Genomic DNA, 21,497 nt, shown 5'->3' with positions numbered 1-21,497 from the left:
TTTTACTTTTAATTTCTTCGTTTATTTTTCTGGAGGACGGTAGCCTTCAATTTCCACGTCTTTACCTTCAAATAAGAAACCTACCATTTGCTCTTCTAAAAAAGCACGGTGCTCAGGGTCCATCATGTTCAGATGTTTTTCGTTGATCAACATCGTTTGCTTATGTTGCCATTGGCCCCATGCTTCTTTACTGATGTTGTTGAAAATCTTTTCACCTAGTTCACCTGGGTATAGTTGGAAGCCTAAGCCTTCAGCTTCTTTTTGTAACTTTTGACAAAATACTGTGCGTGCCATAATTGCTCTCTACTCTTATTGCGTGATGCTATTGTAATCTATTGCGCTTAATTGTTTAACCAGCTTTTTCGTTGGGGCTGCAAGGCCAACCTCAACTGACTCATCAAGCGGATACCAAACTAGTTGCCGCTCATTAATAAGATCTGGAATACTCGGCAAGGTTAAAACATGTGGGTTGATGGTTAGCTCAAAATGCGAAAATACATGGGTAAAGGCTTCAAGTGCCTGCGTATTGTTTGATAAACCATGCTGGGCTAAAAATGTTTCTAGCTCAGATAATTCGCTAAACTCAAAAAAGCCAAACAAACCACCCCATATCCCTGAGCTTGGGCGCTTTTCCATAAGCACCTTATTATCGCAGGCTAGTATAAGTTGATAACATGACTTTTTCGGCACAGCTTTTTTCGGCTTTGAATGCGGGAACTCTTTAACTTTACCTTCTTTAAAAGCAAGGCATTTACTATTTAAAGGGCAAGGCTCACAGTCAAACTTACTTCGCGAACAAAGACTTGCACCTAAATCCATCATTGCCTGATTGAACTCAGTGACCGACTCTTTAGGCGTTAATTGCGATGATAATGACCAAAGCTGATTTTCGACCTTTTTCACTCCATACCAGCCTTCAACCATAAAAAAGCGTGCCAGTACTCGTTTAACATTACCATCTAAAATTGGGTGATGTTGGCCAAGTGATAAAGACAAAATTGCCCCAGCAGTTGAACGTCCAATACCCGGCAAGTCCATCACCTCTTCAAGCGTGGTTGGAAATTTACCTTGGTATTTATCACGAACAATTTTTGCCGTTTTATGTAAGTTGCGCGCACGGGCGTAATAGCCAAGCCCAGTCCAATGGTGAAGCACCTGATCTTCATCCGCATTAGCAAGCGCAATGATGTCAGGAAAGCTTTGCATAAACTTTTCAAAGTAAGGAATAACAGTTACTACTTGGGTCTGCTGTAGCATGACCTCAGAGATCCATACCTTATAAGGGGTTTTATTTAGCTGCCATGGCAGAGTTTTACGACCGTGAAGGTGGTACCAGTCAACCACTTGGTTTGCAAACCAGGTTGACTCCTTATTGCTTAAATTCAAAATAACATCTTTACTTGCTGAAGCTCATTTCGGCCAAGTCTATTGCAGTTAGTTAGGCCAAGCAAGCCGAAGAGGCTCTGCTCTATCTAAATAGCTCGTACATGATCGCAATATTAATCTCGAAAGATAAACAGGCCCTGACTATTGTACTCAAGGCGCAGGTCAGGGATAATACGCAACCTTTTTCTATAGTCAGTATTTTAATCAGGCCAAAATATATGAGTGACTCAAGTAACCCAAACCTCGAGCAAGCAAAGCAAGAGGGTAAATACATCCGCACGATTCGTAGTTTCGTTAAGCGCGAAGGTCGCCTAACAAAAGGCCAAGCGGCAGCCATCGAGAAGTGTTGGCCAACTATGGGCCTTGAGCACAAAAATGGCATGCTAAACCTAGCAGAAGTGTTTGGTAACGATAACGATGTGGTACTAGAAATCGGTTTTGGTATGGGCAAATCGCTAGTTGAAATGGCTAAAAACGCACCAGAACTTAATTTCATTGGTATTGAAGTTCACCGCCCAGGTGTAGGTGCTTGTTTAATGGATGCCGATGAAGCTGGTGTAACAAACTTACGCGTATTCGAGCATGATGCGGTTGAAGTGCTTGCTGACTGTATTGCCGATGAAAGCTTATCTAAGCTGCAATTATTCTTCCCTGATCCATGGCATAAAAAACGTCACCATAAGCGTCGTATCGTACAACCAGAGTTTGCACAAAAATTACGTAGCAAATTAAAAATTGGCGGTGTTTTCCATATGGCGACTGACTGGGAAAATTATGCAGAGCATATGCTTGAAGTAATGCAAGTGGCTGAAGGCTACAAAAACCAATCAGAAACTAACGATTACGTTCCTCGCCCAGATTCACGTCCACTGACAAAATTTGAGCAGCGCGGTCACCGTTTAGGTCACGGCGTATGGGATCTAATGTTCGAGCGTACTAAGTAATAAAAGGTAAAAGCAGCATGAGTAAGTTAACCAACCCAAGTTTACTATTGCTTCGTAATGAAGACGAACTTGTTGGGCAATCGATTTTAGTGGTTAACTTTGAGCAAGATGGCTTTTTACGCGAACTTAAAGCGCTAAATCCCGACGCAAAAATTACTGCGTTCAGTTATAACCATGCAAATGCTATGTATGCCAGCAAAATAGCCGGGATACATGCAGTGGTTGATCACACTATTCCAAATAATAACTACGATTTAGTTATCTACTATTATCCAAAAGCAAAGCCAGAAGCACAAATGTGCCTTGATAACATTCGTGCTGTTTGTCATCAAGATGCGCAACTATTTGTAGTAGGTGAAAATAAAAGCGGTGTTAAATCAGCAGAGAAACAACTAAAAGACCACTGTGGTTTTAGTAACAAGATCGATAGTGCCAAGCACTGTATTCTGTATTTATTCTCTGAACTTACGCTAAACGATAACTTTGCTATTAGCCGTTACCACAAACAATTCCAAGTAAAAGCCGGCGATATTGAATTTACTGCGATCAGTGTTCCAGGCGTATTTAACCACGGTGCGCTTGATGTAGGCACTGCGGTACTTCTGAATAATGCGCCAACTGTTAGCAAGGGTAAAGTACTCGACTTTGCTTGTGGCGCTGGCATTATTGCTACTTACTTAGGTTTAAAGCAGCCTGAGCTTGAATTTGTATGTAGCGATGTAAGTGCTCTTGCAACTTACGCCACTGAGCAAACGCTTGCGTTAAATGACCTCAAAGGCCAAGCAATTTTGAGTGATGGCTTAACTGATATTAATGGTAAATTTGACCTAATCATCAGTAATCCACCGTTCCATACGGGGATTGCCACAGATTACACCATTGCCGAAGCATTTCTTAGCTCAGCAAAGCAACACTTGAGCAAGCAAGGTAAATTGACCATAGTTGCAAACAGCTTCTTAAAATACCCACCGATTTTAGAAGCACAATTTGGCCAATACAGCACAGATTTCAAAAATACTAAATTTGCCGTTTACTCAGCTAAATAAAAGTTGAGTAAATAGCTTATTCGTAGCAAAAATATTTTTTAAAATATTTAGTTACTTTCAAATGTCTTTGCTAGACTAAACTCTTACTAATAACAAAAATTCTGGCCTTCTATAGCGCATGCCGATATTTTCGACACAAACAAGTATTCGTAAAGCGTTGACCAATGCGGTAATGCTAGTCACTGCGTTATGCTTGTCTTTGTCTATTTCTATTTCGACCTATCTAGACGTAAAAGAGCAAAAAGCGCTGATTGTCGATAAAATCTCTATCCTATCGAAAATAATTGCCTACAACGCCCAAATCACCGTGTTATTTGACGATAACGAGACCGAATCTGAGCGCTTAAAGTCATTTGAATCTGTGCCGCTTATTAAAAATATCCATATTTATTCAATCGATGAGTTATCAAACGAGCCAGTATTTTTTAGTAGCTTTAATGCCAACCGAACCCCACCAGTACCCATTAAGGTTGGCAGCATAGATAGCCTGTTAGAGCCACGCTTCACAGATAAAGATATAGAGCTAATAACGCCTATCGTATACGAAGGCGACACTATAGGTTACGTGTATATTCGCGGCGGCTTAGACAGGTTAAACCAATATATCAATCGTAAAATTATCATTGATATTTTACTCACCTTGTTCGTTTTAGTTCTGGTGTACTTTGTTGCTAGACGTATTCAAAAACGCATTGCAAACCCTATTGATGAGCTAAGTAACCTACTGCAAGACGTGTCGAAAAACCATAACTATGATACTCGCGCACAAAAAACCAATATTGATGAAATAAACCAGCTAGCGGGCAGCTTAAATATTATGCTCTCGCGCACTCAAAAACAAATTGAGCGCCACGAAAAAGACAAACAAGAAATAAAACAACTTAACCAAAGCCTTGAAGAAAAAGTAAATCAACGAACAATCGCATTACGTGAGGCTAACCAAGAGCTGCTCAATACCCTTGAGCGTATGCACCAATACCAAAACCAAATCGTCGAAAATGAGAAAATGGCGTCACTGGGGCAAATGGTTGCAGGTGTTGCTCATGAGGTTAACACACCTATTGGGTTAGGTATTACAGGCTCAACGCTGTTACGTGATAAGCTGGCAGAAATTCACGCGCAGTTTGAACAAAAAACTTTAACTTCAGCACACTTAAAACGCTTTATTAATGACGGCATTGAAAACCTCGATCTTATCTATCGCAATCTTAACCGTGCAGCAGAGCTCGTATCTAGCTTTAAGAAAGTGGCTGTTAATCAAGATGTAGAAGTCAGCACCAAAATCAATTTAAATGATTTATTAAATGATGTGGTGATGTCGATGCGCTCAGAGATTCAATATCGTAATCCTAAAATTACGATTAACTGTAGCAATGACGTTAGTATTGAAACCAAATCGGGGCCTTTACAACAAGTACTACAACAGCTGCTAAGCAACTCTGTTATACATGCATTTAGCGATAACCAAGATAATGAAATCACCTTTAATGTTGATCGCAACGAAAGTAGCTTGAGTATTCACTACTTCGATAATGGTATTGGCGTTGAGAAATCAATTCGCAAACGTATTTTCGACCCATTTGTAACTACTAAACGTGGTGAAGGTGGCAGTGGTTTGGGCATGCACCTAGTTTATAACTTAGTGACTCAAGCACTTGGTGGTAGCATCGTATACGATGAACTAGCTGACGAAGGGGCTCACTTTATTATTACTCTGCCATTGCAAGAAGGTGCAGCGTAATGAGATTAGTAAGTTGTATCTTATTAGCTTTGCTTGTTGTATGCCCTGCATTTGCCAAATCACCAGACCAAGTTAAATCAGCCTTTTTGTATCAAATTGCTAAGTTCACGAAGTTTAATGACCAAGTGAACCCTCCTCCTATTTCATTCTGTTTTTATGACTTAGATAAAGGTCCAGGGGCGTTCCTTAAAGACAGAAATGAACTGCAAATTAACAAAAAACCAATTAACGTTATATTAGTGAAAAAAACCCAGCAAATTTCTGAACTTTCTCAAGTTTGTGATATCACATACATTGATGAAACATTAGAAAATGATATACTTCCACTTTGGACCGATACAATTTCATTGGATACTTTAACTATAGGTGAAAGTATCAGCTTTTTAGAAAATGGCGGTATAGCCTCTCTGGTTCAAGAAGGAAATAAAATCCGACTGTATATCAATAAGCAGCACGTATTGCAGCATAACTTTAAAGTGCAATCTCGATTGTTAGCTATGGCTAAGTTTTATCCAAATTGATTTTACTTGTTAACAATTGGATCTAATCCTATAATCTCTAGTATTCGGTTTTGCTTGATAATACCGAATTTTTGTAAATAAAATTTCCGAAAAGGTTAATATACAATGCAAACGCCAGTCATTCTGATCGTAGAGGATGAAGACGTAACTCGACTAAACCTCGTTAGTTTATTTGAAGCTGAAGGTTACAAAGTTATTGAAGCCATTGATGGCGATGATATGCATGACAAGCTTACAAATAATGATGATGTGAACCTTGTAGTTATGGACATCAACCTACCAGGTAAAAACGGGCTAATCTTAGCGCGTGAATTACGTCAAAAACGTAACGTTGGTTTAATTTTCTTAACAGGTCGTGACAACGACGTTGATCGCATTTTAGGTCTTGAGATTGGTGCTGATGATTACATCACAAAACCATTCAACCCTCGCGAATTAACTATTCGTGCTCGTAACCTTATTTCGCGCACAGCTCTAGGTGGCGAAGAAGCGAATATCGAAACAAATGGTGTTATCACATTTAACGGTTGGGAACTTGATGAAAACAGCCGTTGTTTAACATCTCCAAGCGGCGACGCTAAACGTTTACCTAAAGGTGAATACCGCGCGCTACGCTTAATGCTTGACTCACCGGGCCGTATCTTCAGCCGTGAGCAATTAATCAAGCACATGACTGGCCGTGAGCTTCGCGCTAACGACCGTACTGTAGACGTAACAATTCGTCGTATCAGAAAACACTTTGAAAGCGATAACAGCACATCTGAGCTGATCAGCACCATCCATGGTGAAGGCTATCGCTTCATTGGTAAAATCGACAGCTAATTAGAATTAATCTTCTAACTGTTGTAAGAATAATTGGAGGGCGTCACGCCCTTCATTTATTTTCACTGCGAGTTCATCAAGCCACTGTTGTAACTCTTCACTACTTTCTTCAAGCGCGCCATGTTCCATCTTCTTAGCATGTAACTGCACATCGTTTAAACCTACAGAGCCAGCTGCACCTTTTAATTTATGTGCCACCGATTTGTACTCTTCTCTATCATCTGCCGCTAACGCATCTGCCAGCTCAGTTTGGTACTGAGGATTTAACTTATTAAATAACTCACAACTGCGATTAAAGATAACCAGCCCCATTGAGCCTACAAAGTCTTCGATGGTTTCTATATCGAGCAGCTCAACGCGAATACCCGATAAATCTTTTTCAGTCACAGCTTTGATTGGCTCAGGCTGACAGTTTTGTTGCTGCTTGATATCAAATAACTCACCGAGCATTTTATCGAGTTTAGTGGTATTGATAGGCTTAGCGAGTGCACCTTGAATATTAATACCTGCAAGCTCTTCTTCGGCGCTACGCACGTTGGCAGTTAAGGCAACGATTGGTAAGTTATCAAAGTGTTCATCGTCACGAATTTGACGAGCAACTTCATCACCATTGATATCAGGTAATTGCATATCAAGTAAAACTAGGTCTAAGTCATCTTCTGTGTAGACAAACGACAGCGCATCCTCACCAGTTTCAGCCCAAATAACTTCGTGACCACGCTGCTCAAGTAAGTTAGTAGCAATTTCAGCATTTAGCGGCACATCTTCCACTAAAAGAATGTTTAAGCTGCGTACCGCATAACTTTGCTCGGTAGGCGCAATACAAAGCTTAAGCGGTATTTCAACAACAAAAACACTGCCCTCACCTTCAGTACTGCTGACATTAATTTCACCTTTCATTGCGCTAACAAGTGCTTTTGTTACCGCAAGGCCGATACCAGAGCCAATAGCATTGGTACCGTTAATATCTGGTGCTTTGTAGTACATGTCAAAAATACGATGCAGCTGCTCTTGTGGAATACCTTGCCCCGTGTCGCTCACACGCATCACTAACCACGGACCATCGGCACGATTCTCACGACGACATTCAAGCTCTACATGGCCTTGCTGAGTAAACTTAACGGCATTATTGATAAGGTTCCAAACAACTTGGCGTAAACGGGTCGGATCAAGAGATGCGTAAACATCCAGTGTGCCTTTACGTTTAATATTGAACTCAAGGCCTTTTTGTTCAGCAATTAAGCCTGCAAAATTCACTACGTCATTAATAAAGTCGGCCACATTGACTGAGTCAGCAACAATATCGAGCTGCTCACGGTCAATTTTATCCAAGTCGATAATATCATTAAAAATATTGCCAAGGGTCTCGGCACTTGAAAACACCGTGTTACACCAACTACGTTGCTGTTTATCGAGTTCAGTATCAAGTAGCATGCGGGTTAAACCCACAATACCGTTAAGCGGCGTTCTTAATTCATGGCTTAAAGTTGCAATGAATTTCCCTTTATCTTTATAAGCTGCTTCAAGGGCTTGTGCTGCTTCTTTACGACTGGTGATATCACGGCCAAAGGCAAGTAAACCTATGTACTCACCTTTTTCATTAATAAAAGGTAACTTACGCATTTCAAACCAGCGCTTTTCACCATCAACGGGGTATTCAACGTCAAGCGTCAGAGCTTGATGGGTTTGAGATACTTTTTTGTCGGTGCGCAGTACTTCTGGTAAATAATCACTTGGGTAGATTTCTTCGACACTTTTACCAATTAGCTCATCGCTACTTTTACCTATCACTTGTTCAAACATTTTATTACAGCCAGCAAATACACCATTGTTATCGCGGTAATAAAATAAATCGGGAGATGAGTCGACAATAGAGCGCAATAGCATGCCTTGTTGCGCAAGCTCTTGTTGGGTTTTCTTACGCTCGGCGATTTCGCGTCTAAGTTCTTCTATTGCTCTGTGCTTGGCATGAAACGCCATTTTACGCTCATCAATCTCTTCGTTTAAGCGACTGATATTATCTTTTAGCGTTTGGTTGAGCAGTTTTTCTTGTTTGGTTGCGCTATCTAGGTAGCTATAAGAGGCTTCTAATTGGCGAATTGAGTTAAGCAGTACAGTTATTAAAATCGGCGATACCACCGCAGTGAAGAACATCACCGCTAAAACATCAACTAAAGTTACCGTTCCAACTGCTACATAATAAAACATGCACGATAAGATCAGCGACATGACCAATAATAAGGCATAACAGGCGGCGGCAGTTTTAAACTCACCATACTTAGAAATAAAGCTTGAGAGTGTGCGAGCCCACGGACTCAAAGAAGAATCAATCATATATAAAGCTTAGGCACATAATCGAAAAAAAACAGCATAGCTAATTTTATCACTATTCCTTTAGAAATATTCATATTGTGCGATAAACATAGAATTTTTTCATCAACGCCGCTTTTTTATATTTTTTCATGTAAAATACCGCGCTTTAATAATTGCAAAGAATGAGTATTACCATGCAAACCACAATGCCAGATATTGCTGATACGGCTCCCGCCTTACAAACAGGTAAATTAGACTGGGTTGGCATGGGCGAAATTGAACTTCCTTTCATTTTTGAAACTCGCAATATTGCCCCTGTAAATGTAATTGCCAAGGCACGCGCTTTTGTAAACTTGCATAAAGAAGACGCAAAAGGCATTCATATGTCGCGTTTATTTTTAGCCCTTGATACCTTATCAACCGAGCAGCAAGTTAATCCACAAACTCTTAAACAAGCACTTGATGCCTTTATTAGCAGCCATGATGATTTAAGTGACCAAGCACAAATCGAATTTAAATTTGAGCTACCTCTGCGTCGTAAATCTTTATTAAGTGGCAAAGTAGGTTGGAAAAACTACCCTGTTCATTTGATCGCTAAGATCAACCAAGGCACTGTAAGTTTTGAGTTAATGGTTGATGTGACTTACTCGTCAACATGCCCATGTTCAGCGGCTCTTGCTCGTCAATTAATTCAAAATGCCTTTAGCGAAAAGTTTGCAGAGCAAAATATTGATAAGCAAACTGTTTTAGAATGGCTAGGCACAACTGACGGCATTGTTGCTACACCACACTCACAACGTTCAATTGCAAACGTGAAAGTAAAGCTCGACAGCAAAATTGACAGTTTTGATGTGGTTGGCTTAATTGATGCTTTAGAAGCTGAGCTAAAAACGCCTGTACAAGCGGCTGTCAAACGTGAAGATGAGCAAGAGTTTGCCCGCTTAAATGGTCAAAACCTCATGTTCTGCGAAGATGCTGCTCGTAAAATTAAAGGTTTACTTGAACAGCAAAGCTACGCAGATTATTGGCTGCAAATAAACCACTATGAATCACTTCATGCCCACGACGCAGTAGCTATCGCTGTTAAAGGGGTTGCTGGCGGATACACGGCTTAAAAATTTCGGGTGACTTCACACACTTAGGCACGCTAATTGCTATTAATTTTCAGTGTCAATTTGTTGTTGTGGAGTTACCGTATGGAATTCGCTTTATTATCAATTTTAGTATTAGTCGTAGTAGCCTCTGTTGTTGCGTCAAAGTTTACCGATGAAGGCGGAAACCCTTATCCTTTCACTCGTAAGCAAACTGTTTTTACGCAAGTTGAGAGTGCTTTTTTACATCTTCTAGAACGTGCTGTAGGCGACCAATATAAAATCGTCAGCCGCGTTAAACTCATTGATTTAATCGACTGTAAGCAAGGCTTATCTGTCAAAGCTAAGCGCGCTGCAATGGCTAAAGCCAAAAACAAACAGTTAGATTACGTGCTTATCGACAAAGACAAACTTACTATTGTTGCCGCCGTTGATTTAGTCAATAACACCAACCGCGACGGCCATAAAGCACAACGTGACTGGTTTGTTAGTGGCGCGCTAGAAGCGGCAGGCATCCCGCATATTCGCATGAAGGTAAAATCAGGTTATCAACCAAGAGAAGTGCGTGATGCAATCATGTTTAAACTTGGTAAACCTGCAGCAGCGCCTGCAAGACCTGCACGCAACCGCGTTACTAAACCTGCGGTATTATCACCATCACAAGCAAAAGCACACTCAACGGCGCTTGCAGAAATATAACCTGTCATAATATTGGCTAAAGCAGACTTTAAGGTCTGCTTTTTTGTTTGTTTCAGGCATTTTTAGGTATAATCATCCTATTCAATCTAAGGAATCAAATATTATGCACGTTGGTATTATTGGCGCGATGGAGCCAGAAGTAAAAATCTTACGCGAAGCAATGGTAAACCCAAGCATCATGACTAAAGCTGGTTTTACCTTTTACACCGGTGAACTAGCGGGTAACACAGTTACTTTAGTTCAATCTGGTATTGGTAAAGTGGCTTCTGCAGTAGCAACAACACTACTAATCGATAACTTCAGTCCAAATTGTGTGATCAACACAGGTTCTGCAGGTGGTTTTGAGCCATCGCTAAATGTAGGCGATGTGGTTATTTCTTCAGAAGTTCGTCACCATGATGTAGACGTAACTGCATTCGGTTACGAAATCGGTCAAGTACCACAAATGCCAGCTGGCTTTGCTGCGCACCCTAAACTGATTGAAGCGGCAGAGCAAAGCGTAAGTCAAATCAGCGATGTTAAAACCATGATTGGCCTAATTTGTACTGGTGATTCATTCATGTGTGACCCGGTACGAATTGAAAAAACACGTGCTGAATTCCCAACTATGCTTGCAGTAGAAATGGAAGGTGCAGCAATTGCACAAGCTTGTCATGTGCTAGAAACACCATTTGTTGTTATTCGTTCAATGTCTGACATTGCTGGCAAAGAGTCGCCGCAATCATTTGAAGAGTATATCGAAACTGCATCTATCAACTCATCTAAAATGGTTGTTGCTCTTTTAGAGAAGCTAACATCGGTGAGTTTATAAGGTGATTGCAAATATTGTTCAAAACCATTTGGACATTATTGTATTTTTTGTCGCGCTCTTAGCTGAGCGCTTCTTTCCTTTGGTTAGTTGGTATCATCCTAATACCTTTTTAACCGTTATTTTCTCTGCGCTTAGCGAGCGTTTATACAACCCAACGAACCCCAAAAACTATCAATATTTAGCCTCAACCTTAGCTTTTACTCTCACCATTTTAGTGATAGTGACATTGGTTGTGCTGTTTTTAGAGTTTGCTTTTTACCCTGAGCTATTAAATGGCTTAATTTTATATTTGTTACTCAGTAGCCGCGCTCAAGAGAAGAAATCATTACGTATTGCCAGATTACTCAAGCTCAACCAAAAAGCGACTGCAAGAGAGCTACTAGCTAGCCTCGTTGCCCGTGATGTATCACGTTTATCAGCCCCAGGCATTTGCAAAGCAACCATGGAGTCACTGGTGCTACAAAGTGCGCGGCATTATTTTGCCGTTATATTCTTTTATCTACTTGGCGGCGCTATCCTTGCTTTGGTTTATCGTTTACTCACATTAATTCATCAAGCATGGCGAAAAAACCTAAAACCCAACAACCCGTTTTTGGCTCCCATTTCTAAGTTACTGTTTGTATTGGAGTGGTTACCCACTCGATTAGTTGCATTAACGATTGCAGCAACCAATGCCAGTAAACAATGTATTCATTATATAAAACACTATGGCAGACACTTTTATCAAACCAATACAGGATGGCTGTTAAGTGTTACATCGGCTGCTTTGCAAGTGCAATTAGGCGGCCCTGCCCTTTACCAAGGTGAGCGCTTTAATAAAATGCGTGTTGGGACCGATCGCTTACCAGATGCCGATGATATTCCTGCCTTAGTGAATCGCTTAAATCAAGCGAAAGCATTTTGGTTACTACTGATAGTCGGGATTGAAGTAATTGGCCTATTCACAAACTAATCAAAATATAAGCACAAAAAAACCAGCCGCAGCTGGTTTTTTTATACCAATTAGCTTTATTAAGCTAAGGTGATTTTAGCAAACTTACGTTTACCTACTTGGTAAATCTGTGTTGTGCCTTTAGCAATTTCAAGCTTAGTATCCGTTACTTTCTCTTCACCATTAATCTTTACAGCACCTTGTTTAATCATACGCATTGCTTCTGACGTACTAGCTACAAGGTTAGCTTCTTTTAATAGATTAGTAATAAACACAGTATCTTCAGCAATTGTTACTGTCACTTCTGGGATCTCATCTGGTAATGCATTCTTTTGGAAACGCTTGATGAAATCTTGATGAGCACCTTCGGCTGCTTCTTCACTGTGGAAACGTGCAATCATTTCTTTTGCAAGCTCAATCTTGATGTCACGCGGGTTTGCACCATCAGCAACACGCTGTTTAAGCGCAGCAATTTCTTCGATTGATAAAGCACTTAATAAGTCATAGTAACGCCACATTAGATCATCGCTGATAGACATTACTTTACCAAACATGTCGTTTGGCTCATCAGTAATACCAATGTAATTACCTAATGACTTAGACATTTTCTGAACGCCGTCAGTACCTTCAAGCAGTGGCATCATAAGTACTGTTTGTGGCTTTTGGCCTTCGTCTTTTTGTAATTCACGACCCATTAATAGGTTAAAACGTTGGTCTGTACCGCCAAGCTCAACATCAGCTTCTAATGCAACTGAGTCCCAACCTTGTACCAGTGGATATAAAAATTCGTGGATAGCAATCGATTGACCGTTGGCATAACGCTTTTTAAAGTCATCACGTTCTAGCATACGTGCTACTGTTTGACGCGCAGCCAGTTTAATCATACCTGCTGCACCTAAGTTCTCCATCCAAGCAGAGTTGAATGCAACCGTTGTTTTAGCAGGATCAAGAATTTTAAATACTTGCTCTTTATAGGTTTCAGCATTAGCTAAAACATCTTCACGAGTTAACGGTTTACGTGTTACGTTTTTACCCGTTGGATCACCAATCATACCGGTGAAGTCACCGATTAAGAAAATCACTTCATGACCTAGGTCTTGGAAGGTTTTCATTTTGTTGATAAGAACTGTATGACCTAAATGCAGATCAGGCGCAGTTGGATCGAAACCCGCTTTGATCTTAAGTTTCTTACCAGACTTTAGCTTTTCGACTAATTCGTCTTCAATTAATATCTCTTCTGCACCGCGTTTTATCTCAGCTAGAGCGGTTTGTAAATCCACTGTGTATTACTCCAAAAATTCAGCTACCGGGGCGTGGTGGCCTATCAGGGTTATAAAATATAGAGCTAAAAACTTTAAAATTTAGCTAGTTAGCACCAAAAAGCGACACTAGAAAAAAGCCTAACTTAAATAGTTTAAGAAACAGCCCTGAAGGCAGCGCGCATGATTGTTCTTTATACCGCGTTATTGCAATTTAATGAAGGTACTTTAGTTAACTAATATAGATTTAGTTTAACCATAGGCATCTGCTGCAATTTTAACCAAAAAAGTTTAACGCGCTGAGCAATTCTAGCGTAAAATAGCGCCAGTTTAAATCTACAAAACACTGGTATTTGCTCTATTTTAGGTATATCCTGCGATATTAGTATTTAAATTTCTTGACAGCAGAAAAGGCACGATATGGTTCACGTAGTGCACAAACTTCCCAAAAAACACAAACTGCTTATTCTCGGTTTGGTTTCTGCTATTGTTGGCTTGGCATTATTGCCTTCTGAAAAAGCCACCGCTTCAAAGGATAACAGTGCAAAAGCACTTGAAATTGGCAAACGCTACGAATTACAAGTTAAAGTTGATGATAACGAAAAACTAACTGAGCTTAATTCACAGCAAGCAGCAGCAAAACTTCCAGAATACGAGCTTATCGACCATGAAGTACGTAATGGCGATAATTTAGCACTTATCTTTAAACGTGCGGGTTTCTCAGCGCAAACATTACACAAACTAGTTAACACCAACGCTGAAACTCGTAAGTTAACAAAAATTCACCCAGGCGAAATCTTAAGCTTTGCAACGGCTGAAGATGGTTCTCTAGCGCAGCTACGTTATGTGATCTCAAAAACAGATACCTTATACGTTACATTAAATGACGAAGGTAACTACGACACTTCTATCGATAGCAAAGAAATCGAAACGCTAAGTAAGTCGGCTGGCGGCGAGATCTCTAATAGTTTTTGGACGTCAGGCATTGCCGCTGGCTTGAGCGAGCGTCAAATTATGAATTTTGCTGACATCTTCGGTTGGGATGTCGACTTTGCTAATGACATTCGTAAAGGTGACCAATTTGGTCTAATTTATGAAGCTCACTATGTTGATGGTGAGTACATTGGTGATGGTAAAATTATTGCCGCAGAATTTATTAACCAAGGTGAGCGTTATACCGCTATTCGCCATACTGATGGTAACTTCTACACACCTGAAGGCCGTAGCATGAAAAAAGCCTTCTTACGTGCGCCAGTTAACTTTAAGTATATTAGCTCGAGCTTTAATCCGCGTCGTTTACACCCAGTGACCAAAACGGTAAAACCTCATAACGGTATCGATTACGCAGCGCGTACCGGTACGCCAGTTGTATCATCGGGTAATGGTAAAGTGATTAAAGCAGGCTACAGTAAATACAATGGTAATTATGTATTTATTAGCCATGGCACACAGTATGTGACTAAGTACTTACACTTAAACAAAAAGATGGTTAGAACTGGTCAGAAAGTGAAACAAGGCCAGAAGATTGGTACTGTTGGTGCGACAGGTCGTGTGACGGGCCCACACTTACACTATGAATTCTTAGTAAACGGTGTTCACCGTAACCCTAAAACGGTCAAACTACCTAAATCAGAGCCTCTACCGCGCGATGAGTTAGCTAAGTTTAAACCGATTGCTGATAACTTCTTAGCGCAATTACAGCGTAACCGTGAGTTACAATTAGCGTTAAATAAGTAGTTAAGTAAACATGTAAAAGCCGCTTCAATTGAAGCGGCTTTTTTGTGCCAGAATAAATCTGGCTAAAACTATTATAGACTTTACTAAAATCAGTACTGATAGCACTGCGGGTTAATACTATTATTACCTTAAAAGAACATAGATAAGTTGAATAATCAGCGAAATCATCACCAGTGGCCAAATATACTTTGCATACTTTGTCGCGCCATCAAGCCCCATTTTAGACTGATACTTTTCAAGTAGCGGTATTAAAATAACCAAAGCAACAAAAAGGCATAATAAGATAATAAAAACATTCATGGCGGCTTCCTTACACAACTATCATTTAACTACAATTTCTTTAGGGTGACCCTAGTCTATAGGCAAAAAAAAGCGCAGTAAAATTACTGCGCCAGTCGGTTGGAAGTAAATCGACTTAATCGTGTTATTAGCCAACAATCGCTAACAAAATACCTGCTGCAACGGCACTTCCTAATACCCCTGCTACGTTTGGTCCCATGGCATGCATTAACAAGAAGTTATGCGGGTTGCTCTCAAGGCCTACCTTATTAACCACACGTGCTGCCATTGGTACCGCTGACACACCTGCTGCGCCTACTAATGGGTTGATTGGCGATTTAGAGATCTTATTAAGACCTTTTGCCATAAATACCCCTGAAGCTGTACCGATTGCAAAGGCTAAAGCACCTAACACCAAAATACCGATTGTTTCTACGGTTAAGAACTTATCGGCTGCAAGCTTTGAGCCTACCGCTAAGCCTAAGAAAATGGTGGTAATGTTGATGATTTCGTTTTGTGCACTATTGCTTAAACGATCAACCACACCTGATTCACGCATCAAGTTACCTAAGCAGAACATACCTACCAGCGGTGTTGCCGCAGGTAAAAACAAGATAGTTAAACTAAGCACCATTAATGGAAAAACAATTTTCTCTTTTTTCGATACTGTACGAAGTTGCGGCATTTGAATTTCGCGCTCTTCTTGCGTTGTTAGTGCGCGCATAATTGGCGGCTGAATAATTGGCACAAGTGCCATGTATGAATAAGCCGCTACTGCGATTGCACCAAGTAAATCAGGTGCCAACTTAGATGCTAAGAAAATAGCTGTTGGACCATCTGCCCCACCAATAATGGCGATGGCCGATGCATCCTGTAGCGAAAATTCAAAGCCAGGAATAAAGTTAAGTAGAATTGCACCAAATAAAGTAGCAAAAATACCAAACTGCGCAGCCGCGCCCAACAGCAACATACGCGGATTAGCTATCAGGGCACTAAAGTCTGTGAGTGCACCCACGCCCATAAAGATCAAAAGTGGGAATACCCCAGAGTCAATCCCGATATGGTACACGTAATATAAAAGACCACCCGGCTCAGATAACCCAGCAACTGGGATATTAGTTAAAATAGCCCCAAAGCCGATAGGTAATAACAACAGTGGCTCAAAGTTACGGGCGATTGCTAAATAGAGTAACAAGCAACCAACCGCAATCATGATCAATGCTGGAAAAGTAAAGTTAGCAATACCCGTGGCATGCCAGAGGTTTAAAACACCATCCATCCTCTGTCTCCTATGCCAGTGCGATTAGCGCATCGCCAGTGGCAACAGAGTCGCCTTCTGCTACTAATACTTCAGCTATTGTGCCTGAGTGTGCAGCGCGAACTTCTGTTTCCATTTTCATCGCTTCCATAATGATAACCACATCACCTTCATTTACTGTTTGGCCAGCTTTTACCTTCACTTTGAAAATATTGCCTGCTAACGGCGCGTTTAAGGTTTCGCTAACAGACGCTGAAGCTGACTGAGGAATTAACTCACTGTCTTTTAGGGTTACTTCTTTGAGCTCACCACCTTGCGCTACAACGACATCGTAAACTTTGCCATCAACTTTAACGCTGTATTGCTCTGCTTTTGCAGGGCTTGTAGAGGCTGGCTTAGTTTCTGACTTAGCGACTTCACCCGTTGGAATTGCTTCAAACGCATCAGGGTTGTTACGGTTTTTAATAAACTTAAGGCCGATTTGAGGGAATAATGCGTAAGTAAGCACATCATCAATCACGTCATTAGCAAGCTCTAAACCTTGCTCTTTAGCTTCACTTAATAACTCTGCTTCAAGCTTCTCAAGTTCAGGTTCAAGCTTATCAGCAGGACGGCACGTAATTGCTTCAGCCCCCTCTAGTACACGCTCTTGTAGCTCTTTATTCATTGGCGCCGGTGTTGCACCATACTCGCCTTTGAGTACACCCGCAGTTTCTTTAGTGATGGTTTTATAACGCTCGCCAGTCAACACATTAAGTACCGCTTGAGTACCTACAATTTGCGACGTTGGTGTAACTAGAGGAATGTAACCTAAGTCTTCACGAACACGCGGGATCTCAAGTAATACTTGATCAAGCTTATCAGCAGCACCTTGCTCTTTAAGCTGATTTTCCATGTTAGTTAACATACCGCCAGGTACTTGGGCTAGTAAGATACGACCATCAACACCTTTAAGGCTGCCTTCAAAAGCAGCGTATTTCTTGCGTACATCACGGAAGTAAGCGGCAATTTCTTCTAACTCATTTAAATTAAGACCGGTGTCACGCTCAGTGCCTTCTACGATTGAAACAATAGTTTCTGTGGCACTATGACCATAGGTCATACTCATTGACGAAATCGCCGTATCAAGCATATCGATACCCGCATCGATTGCTTTTTGGTAAGTTGCAGTACTTAAACCTGTCGTCGCGTGGCATTGCATTGCGATAGGAATAGATACAGTGTCTTTTAAGCCTTTGATCAACTGTTCGCAATCATATGGCTTTAATAAACCTGCCATATCTTTAATACAAATTGAATGACAACCAAGATCTTCTAGTTGTTTTGCAAGCTCAAGCCACATATCAAGCGTATGGACTGGGCTTACTGTGTACGAAATAGTACCTTGGGCATGAGCACCTACTTTAACTGCAGCTTTAATGGCAGTTTCAAGGTTACGTACATCGTTCATCGCATCGAAAATACGGAAAACATCAACACCGTTTTTGTGGGCACGCTCAACAAACTTTTCGACTACATCATCAGCATAATGACGGTAACCTAGAAGATTCTGTCCGCGTAGTAGCATTTGTTGCTTAGTGTTTGGCATTGCCGCTTTTAGCTCGCGAATACGTTGCCAAGGATCTTCACCTAAATAACGGATACACGAGTCAAACGTCGCACCACCCCATGATTCAATTGACCAGTAACCCGCATTATCGAGTTTTTCTGCCATGGGTAGCATGTCGTCTAAGCGCATACGCGTTGCCAAAAGAGACTGGTGTGCGTCACGCAATACTAATTCGGTTAATTTTAATTTAGCCATGTTTAAGCTGCCCCGTTATTTTTGTTTATTTCGAAATTGAGCAATTGCAGCGCTGATTGCTGCAATATGTGCCTGTGGCACACCCTGTTGAGGTTGAATTTTTGCTGTACGCGTAGGTTCTGCAGTTGCAGGATCATCAAATCGACCCACTACCTTTGACATTAAAGTGACTGCTGAAATCAAAATAGTCAGAAAAACAAACACGCCTACCATGCCTGTCACCATCAAACTGGCCGCAGTGGTGAGTAATCCACCTATATCCATACGACTCCCCTCGCTTACTTAAAATAAAAAGTTATTTTTGTTAAATAATTATGCACCAATAATAACAAACAAAATTCATTTGTATAGCACCATTGTAAATTGGTAAAACCAATTAAATTTAAAATAACATGACGCACATATAATTAACACCCTACTATTAGCGCATTTAAAGCCCCGTTATAGATGATATAAATAGTCAATATAGCCAAACGTTATATGTTCAGCTATTAACCAATCATAGTAAAAAGCCTAAAAACCACGCACAACAAGGTGTTAGAGCTATTACCTTACAATAAAGTTAAATTGGTCTTACCAATAATCGCAGAAATACTCTTTTTCTTCATTCAGCTCAATATGAAAAAATATCACTATGAATAAGTTACATGCTTACTCGTAAAAGTTACCAAATGATGAACCCTCTCAAGAACAACAAAAACACCCAACCCGTTGAAATATATAAAATAAAACTTATGGCACAGAACTCGCTTTAGTTACATCGAACTTAAGAAAATTTAAATAGCCAAGGAGACCACTATGTTACGCTGGACAATTACTTTTTTAGTTATCGCGTTAATCGCAGCAGTGTTAGGTTTTGGCGGTATCGCAGGAGCCGCTGCAGGCATCGCTAAGATTATCTTTTTTATATTTTTAGTATTACTAGTTATTTCGCTGGTATCAGGAGCACTTAGAGGCAGTGTCCCTAAGTAGTTAAAAGCAGATAACCACTTACTTTATTTTAAATTTACAAGGAATTTCATTATGAAAAATTCAACTTTAAAAGCCGCTACTATCGCCCTATTTTCAGGTTTATTCATCATGGGTTGTGAAGACAACTCTGCTGAAGACGCAGGTGAGCGTATTGATGAAGCAATTACTGATACACAAAATGCAGTTGAAGATGCATGTGAAGAAGTAAAAGAAGGTGTTAACGCAGAAGAAACTAACTGCTAACAACACACCTTACTTAAGAAAAGCGGCCAAGTGCCGCTTTTTTGTGTATGCAAGTTAGCAAGTTAGCAAGTTAGCAAGTTAGCAAGTTAGCAAGTTAGCAAGTTAGCAAGTTAGCAAGTTAGCAAGTTAGCAAGTTAGCAAGTTAGCAAGTTAGCAAGTTAGCAACTCTAGTCTGCCTGCTGCTTGTGTCAAGGAGCTTGCTAACTTTACTCTTTCCCCTAGAAACCCGTTAACTTGTTGGGTTTCGCTCCGTTCTACCTACGTCACGTAGGTCGCTATTTATGGCGACACATATTTTATCACTCATACTTGACGGGCTAAAGCCCGACCTACGACTTACACGTAGATTTAAGAAACATCGCGCGAAATAAATTTCACGCCTACGTGAGCCTCAAACTCGCTAACTTTACTCTTTCCCCTAGAAGCTCGCTAACTTGTTGGGTTCAGCTCCGCTCTAACCTACGTCACGTAGGTCGTCATTTATGGCGACACATAACCGTTAACATTGACGGGCTAAAGCCCGACCTACGACTTACACGTAGATTTAAGAAACATCGCGCGAAATAAATTTCACGCCTACGTGAGCCTCAAACTCGCTAACTTGTTGGGTTTTAATCTGATAGCTGACGGCTGAAAGCTGATGGCTCTGAGTGCGTCTCCGATCTACCCAACGTTATCACTCACATACCTTAGTGAGGGGCACATTTGTCGTTAAACTCGCTATATGCCACTGGCCGTCGATAAAACTCACCTTTGCGACATCACTTACAGCAAAGTCGCCAGGTACATTTAAACGCGTTAAGTTACTCGCTAGCTGCTGCTGGCAATATGGGCCGGTATCGCCATGCATTACAAGTACAGGCTTATTGGTGTGCTTTGCAAAATCGCTGATAGCATCTCGGTATATTTTAAATGCATCACAATTAGAGCGTTGTGATTCACTGCAAGCAGGTTTACTGGTCGGGTGGTAAATATCAGCCTGAAAACCAAATACATAGGCCTTAGCGTCTTGTTGAACAAGCGCTTGTTTTAACCAAGTTAAGTTGTACTTATCACGCTTGTCGGCGGCATCTAGTGCAGCGTTTTTATCACTTTTTAAAATTTGTGAGCGACCATTAAAAGTGCCCGGTATATGTAAGGTACGAAACTCAATACCATCAAACTGCCAGCGGGCATTTTCTAGCACTTCAGCTTGGGTTGCATAACCCTGAAGTTGCTGTACTTTTTTTGTATAAGCATCGTCGAACATCAAGCCTTTAACAAAGCTTAGGCGTTCAAGCTCATCAAAACGCACCGATAGCTTTTCTCGGTCGCAATCGGTCCATTCATTATCACCGGGGGTATAAATAAAAGGCTGTGTGGTCAACGACGTTAATAACGCTTTATTACTTTGCAAAAGTTTATTCGTGCAAGCAAGCGCTCCCGATTTCATGTCACCAAGATGCATTAAAAAGCCATGAGGTGTTGCTGCGATTGCCTTGGTAATTTTTCCGTCTTTGGCGAGATTGATTTCATCAATCGGGGTGTATGGCATATCGCCCATAACTAAAAAAGTATTTGTGGTCATTGCAAGTGCTAATGACATTGAACTAACAAACATACAACTTACACCTTTAAAATACGCATACCTTAAGCTCTCA

At 40.8% G+C, this 21,497-nt stretch carries 21 protein-coding genes; 12 read left to right on the top strand and 9 right to left on the bottom strand.

Going from position 1 to position 21,497, the window contains the following annotated elements; translation table 11 throughout:
- Positions 1-21: 21 nt before the first annotated feature.
- Together AADY36_RS04225 and mutY are read right to left on the bottom strand one after the other, a co-directional pair.
- Positions 22-294, bottom strand: coding sequence for an oxidative damage protection protein (locus AADY36_RS04225; protein ID WP_036970432.1), 273 nt, complete (start codon positions 292-294; stop codon positions 22-24).
- Positions 295-309: 15 nt separating this feature from the next.
- Positions 310-1,386 carry an A/G-specific adenine glycosylase gene (gene mutY / locus AADY36_RS04220; RefSeq protein ID WP_446728732.1) on the bottom strand — a complete coding sequence of 359 codons (1,077 nt, stop codon included), beginning with the start codon at positions 1,384-1,386 and terminating at the stop codon, positions 310-312.
- Positions 1,387-1,604: 218 nt separating this feature from the next.
- On the opposite strand from mutY, the gene trmB reads away from it, so the two are divergent.
- The 5 genes from trmB to arcA all read left to right on the top strand — a co-directional run bounded on the left by trmB (position 1,605) and on the right by arcA (position 6,460).
- Complete coding sequence (gene trmB, locus AADY36_RS04215) at positions 1,605-2,330, top strand: tRNA (guanosine(46)-N7)-methyltransferase TrmB (protein ID WP_054560769.1); 726 nt, start codon at positions 1,605-1,607, stop codon at positions 2,328-2,330.
- A gap of 17 nt (positions 2,331-2,347) precedes the next feature.
- Positions 2,348-3,376, top strand: a complete 1,029-nt coding sequence (gene rsmC / locus AADY36_RS04210; protein ID WP_054560770.1) for a 16S rRNA (guanine(1207)-N(2))-methyltransferase RsmC — start codon at positions 2,348-2,350, stop codon at positions 3,374-3,376.
- 118 nt (positions 3,377-3,494) lie between these two features.
- A complete protein-coding gene (locus AADY36_RS04205) occupies positions 3,495-5,117 on the top strand; it encodes an ATP-binding protein (protein ID WP_342408544.1) in 1,623 nt (540 codons plus the stop codon).
- Complete coding sequence (locus AADY36_RS04200; RefSeq protein ID WP_054560772.1) at positions 5,117-5,638, top strand: YfiR family protein; 522 nt, start codon at positions 5,117-5,119, stop codon at positions 5,636-5,638. Before AADY36_RS04205 ends, AADY36_RS04200 begins: the two co-directional genes overlap by 1 nt.
- A 105-nt stretch (positions 5,639-5,743) precedes the next feature.
- On the top strand, positions 5,744-6,460 hold the full coding sequence (gene arcA, locus AADY36_RS04195) for a two-component system response regulator ArcA (protein WP_054551295.1): 717 nt from the start codon (positions 5,744-5,746) through the stop codon (positions 6,458-6,460).
- Between the two features lie 6 nt (positions 6,461-6,466).
- Here arcA and arcB read toward each other — a convergent pair whose 3' ends face one another.
- On the bottom strand, positions 6,467-8,794 hold the full coding sequence (gene arcB, locus AADY36_RS04190) for an aerobic respiration two-component sensor histidine kinase ArcB (RefSeq protein ID WP_054560773.1): 2,328 nt from the start codon (positions 8,792-8,794) through the stop codon (positions 6,467-6,469).
- A gap of 173 nt (positions 8,795-8,967) precedes the next feature.
- Between arcB and folE2 the strand changes: the two genes are divergently transcribed.
- From folE2 to AADY36_RS04170, 4 genes are all read left to right on the top strand, one after another.
- On the top strand, positions 8,968-9,888 hold the full coding sequence (gene folE2, locus AADY36_RS04185; RefSeq protein ID WP_054560774.1) for a GTP cyclohydrolase FolE2: 921 nt from the start codon (positions 8,968-8,970) through the stop codon (positions 9,886-9,888).
- An 81-nt stretch (positions 9,889-9,969) separates the two neighbouring features.
- Positions 9,970-10,563: a DUF2726 domain-containing protein gene (locus tag AADY36_RS04180; protein WP_054560775.1), complete on the top strand. Its 594-nt coding sequence runs from the start codon at positions 9,970-9,972 to the stop codon at positions 10,561-10,563.
- Positions 10,564-10,666: 103 nt separating this feature from the next.
- Positions 10,667-11,374 carry a 5'-methylthioadenosine/S-adenosylhomocysteine nucleosidase gene (gene mtnN / locus AADY36_RS04175; RefSeq protein WP_342408543.1) on the top strand — a complete coding sequence of 236 codons (708 nt, stop codon included), beginning with the start codon at positions 10,667-10,669 and terminating at the stop codon, positions 11,372-11,374.
- Between the two features lies 1 nt (position 11,375).
- Positions 11,376-12,326, top strand: a complete 951-nt coding sequence (locus tag AADY36_RS04170) for a cobalamin biosynthesis protein CobD/CbiB (RefSeq protein WP_285220753.1) — start codon at positions 11,376-11,378, stop codon at positions 12,324-12,326.
- 59 nt (positions 12,327-12,385) lie between these two features.
- Here the strand turns inward: AADY36_RS04170 and tyrS are convergent, their stop codons facing one another.
- Positions 12,386-13,585, bottom strand: coding sequence for a tyrosine--tRNA ligase (tyrS, locus tag AADY36_RS04165; RefSeq protein WP_285220752.1), 1,200 nt, complete (start codon positions 13,583-13,585; stop codon positions 12,386-12,388).
- A gap of 399 nt (positions 13,586-13,984) precedes the next feature.
- Between tyrS and AADY36_RS04160 the strand changes: the two genes are divergently transcribed.
- Positions 13,985-15,301, top strand: coding sequence for a peptidoglycan DD-metalloendopeptidase family protein (locus AADY36_RS04160; RefSeq protein WP_054560778.1), 1,317 nt, complete (start codon positions 13,985-13,987; stop codon positions 15,299-15,301).
- Positions 15,302-15,424: 123 nt separating this feature from the next.
- On the opposite strand, the gene AADY36_RS04155 is transcribed toward AADY36_RS04160, so the two are convergent.
- From AADY36_RS04155 to AADY36_RS04140, 4 genes are all read right to left on the bottom strand, one after another.
- Positions 15,425-15,601: a hypothetical protein gene (locus tag AADY36_RS04155; RefSeq protein ID WP_200907848.1), complete on the bottom strand. Its 177-nt coding sequence runs from the start codon at positions 15,599-15,601 to the stop codon at positions 15,425-15,427.
- A gap of 127 nt (positions 15,602-15,728) precedes the next feature.
- Complete coding sequence (locus tag AADY36_RS04150; protein ID WP_054560779.1) at positions 15,729-16,859, bottom strand: sodium ion-translocating decarboxylase subunit beta; 1,131 nt, start codon at positions 16,857-16,859, stop codon at positions 15,729-15,731.
- 10 nt (positions 16,860-16,869) lie between these two features.
- Positions 16,870-18,642, bottom strand: coding sequence for a sodium-extruding oxaloacetate decarboxylase subunit alpha (oadA, locus tag AADY36_RS04145; RefSeq protein ID WP_342408542.1), 1,773 nt, complete (start codon positions 18,640-18,642; stop codon positions 16,870-16,872).
- Positions 18,643-18,657: 15 nt separating this feature from the next.
- Positions 18,658-18,906: an OadG family protein gene (locus tag AADY36_RS04140; RefSeq protein WP_054560781.1), complete on the bottom strand. Its 249-nt coding sequence runs from the start codon at positions 18,904-18,906 to the stop codon at positions 18,658-18,660.
- Between the two features lie 534 nt (positions 18,907-19,440).
- Between AADY36_RS04140 and AADY36_RS04135 the strand changes: the two genes are divergently transcribed.
- The gene (locus AADY36_RS04135; RefSeq protein ID WP_064971747.1) at positions 19,441-19,614 is read left to right on the top strand and encodes a DUF1328 domain-containing protein; all 174 of its coding nucleotides are present in this window, start codon (positions 19,441-19,443) and stop codon (positions 19,612-19,614) included.
- A 51-nt stretch (positions 19,615-19,665) separates the two neighbouring features.
- Positions 19,666-19,857, top strand: a complete 192-nt coding sequence (locus AADY36_RS04130; RefSeq protein ID WP_054551284.1) for a hypothetical protein — start codon at positions 19,666-19,668, stop codon at positions 19,855-19,857.
- A 676-nt stretch (positions 19,858-20,533) separates the two neighbouring features.
- Here AADY36_RS04130 and AADY36_RS04125 read toward each other — a convergent pair.
- The gene (locus AADY36_RS04125; RefSeq protein WP_342408541.1) at positions 20,534-21,457 is read right to left on the bottom strand and encodes a hypothetical protein; all 924 of its coding nucleotides are present in this window, start codon (positions 21,455-21,457) and stop codon (positions 20,534-20,536) included.
- Positions 21,458-21,497 lie beyond the last annotated feature (40 nt).

Origin of the sequence: Pseudoalteromonas sp. D15MCD-2 (assembly GCF_038562745.1) — a bacterium.
Taxonomy (GTDB): Bacteria; Pseudomonadota; Gammaproteobacteria; order Enterobacterales; family Alteromonadaceae; genus Pseudoalteromonas.
Note: the sequence above shows the minus strand (reverse complement) of the source record. Positions and strands in the feature narration are given on the sequence as shown.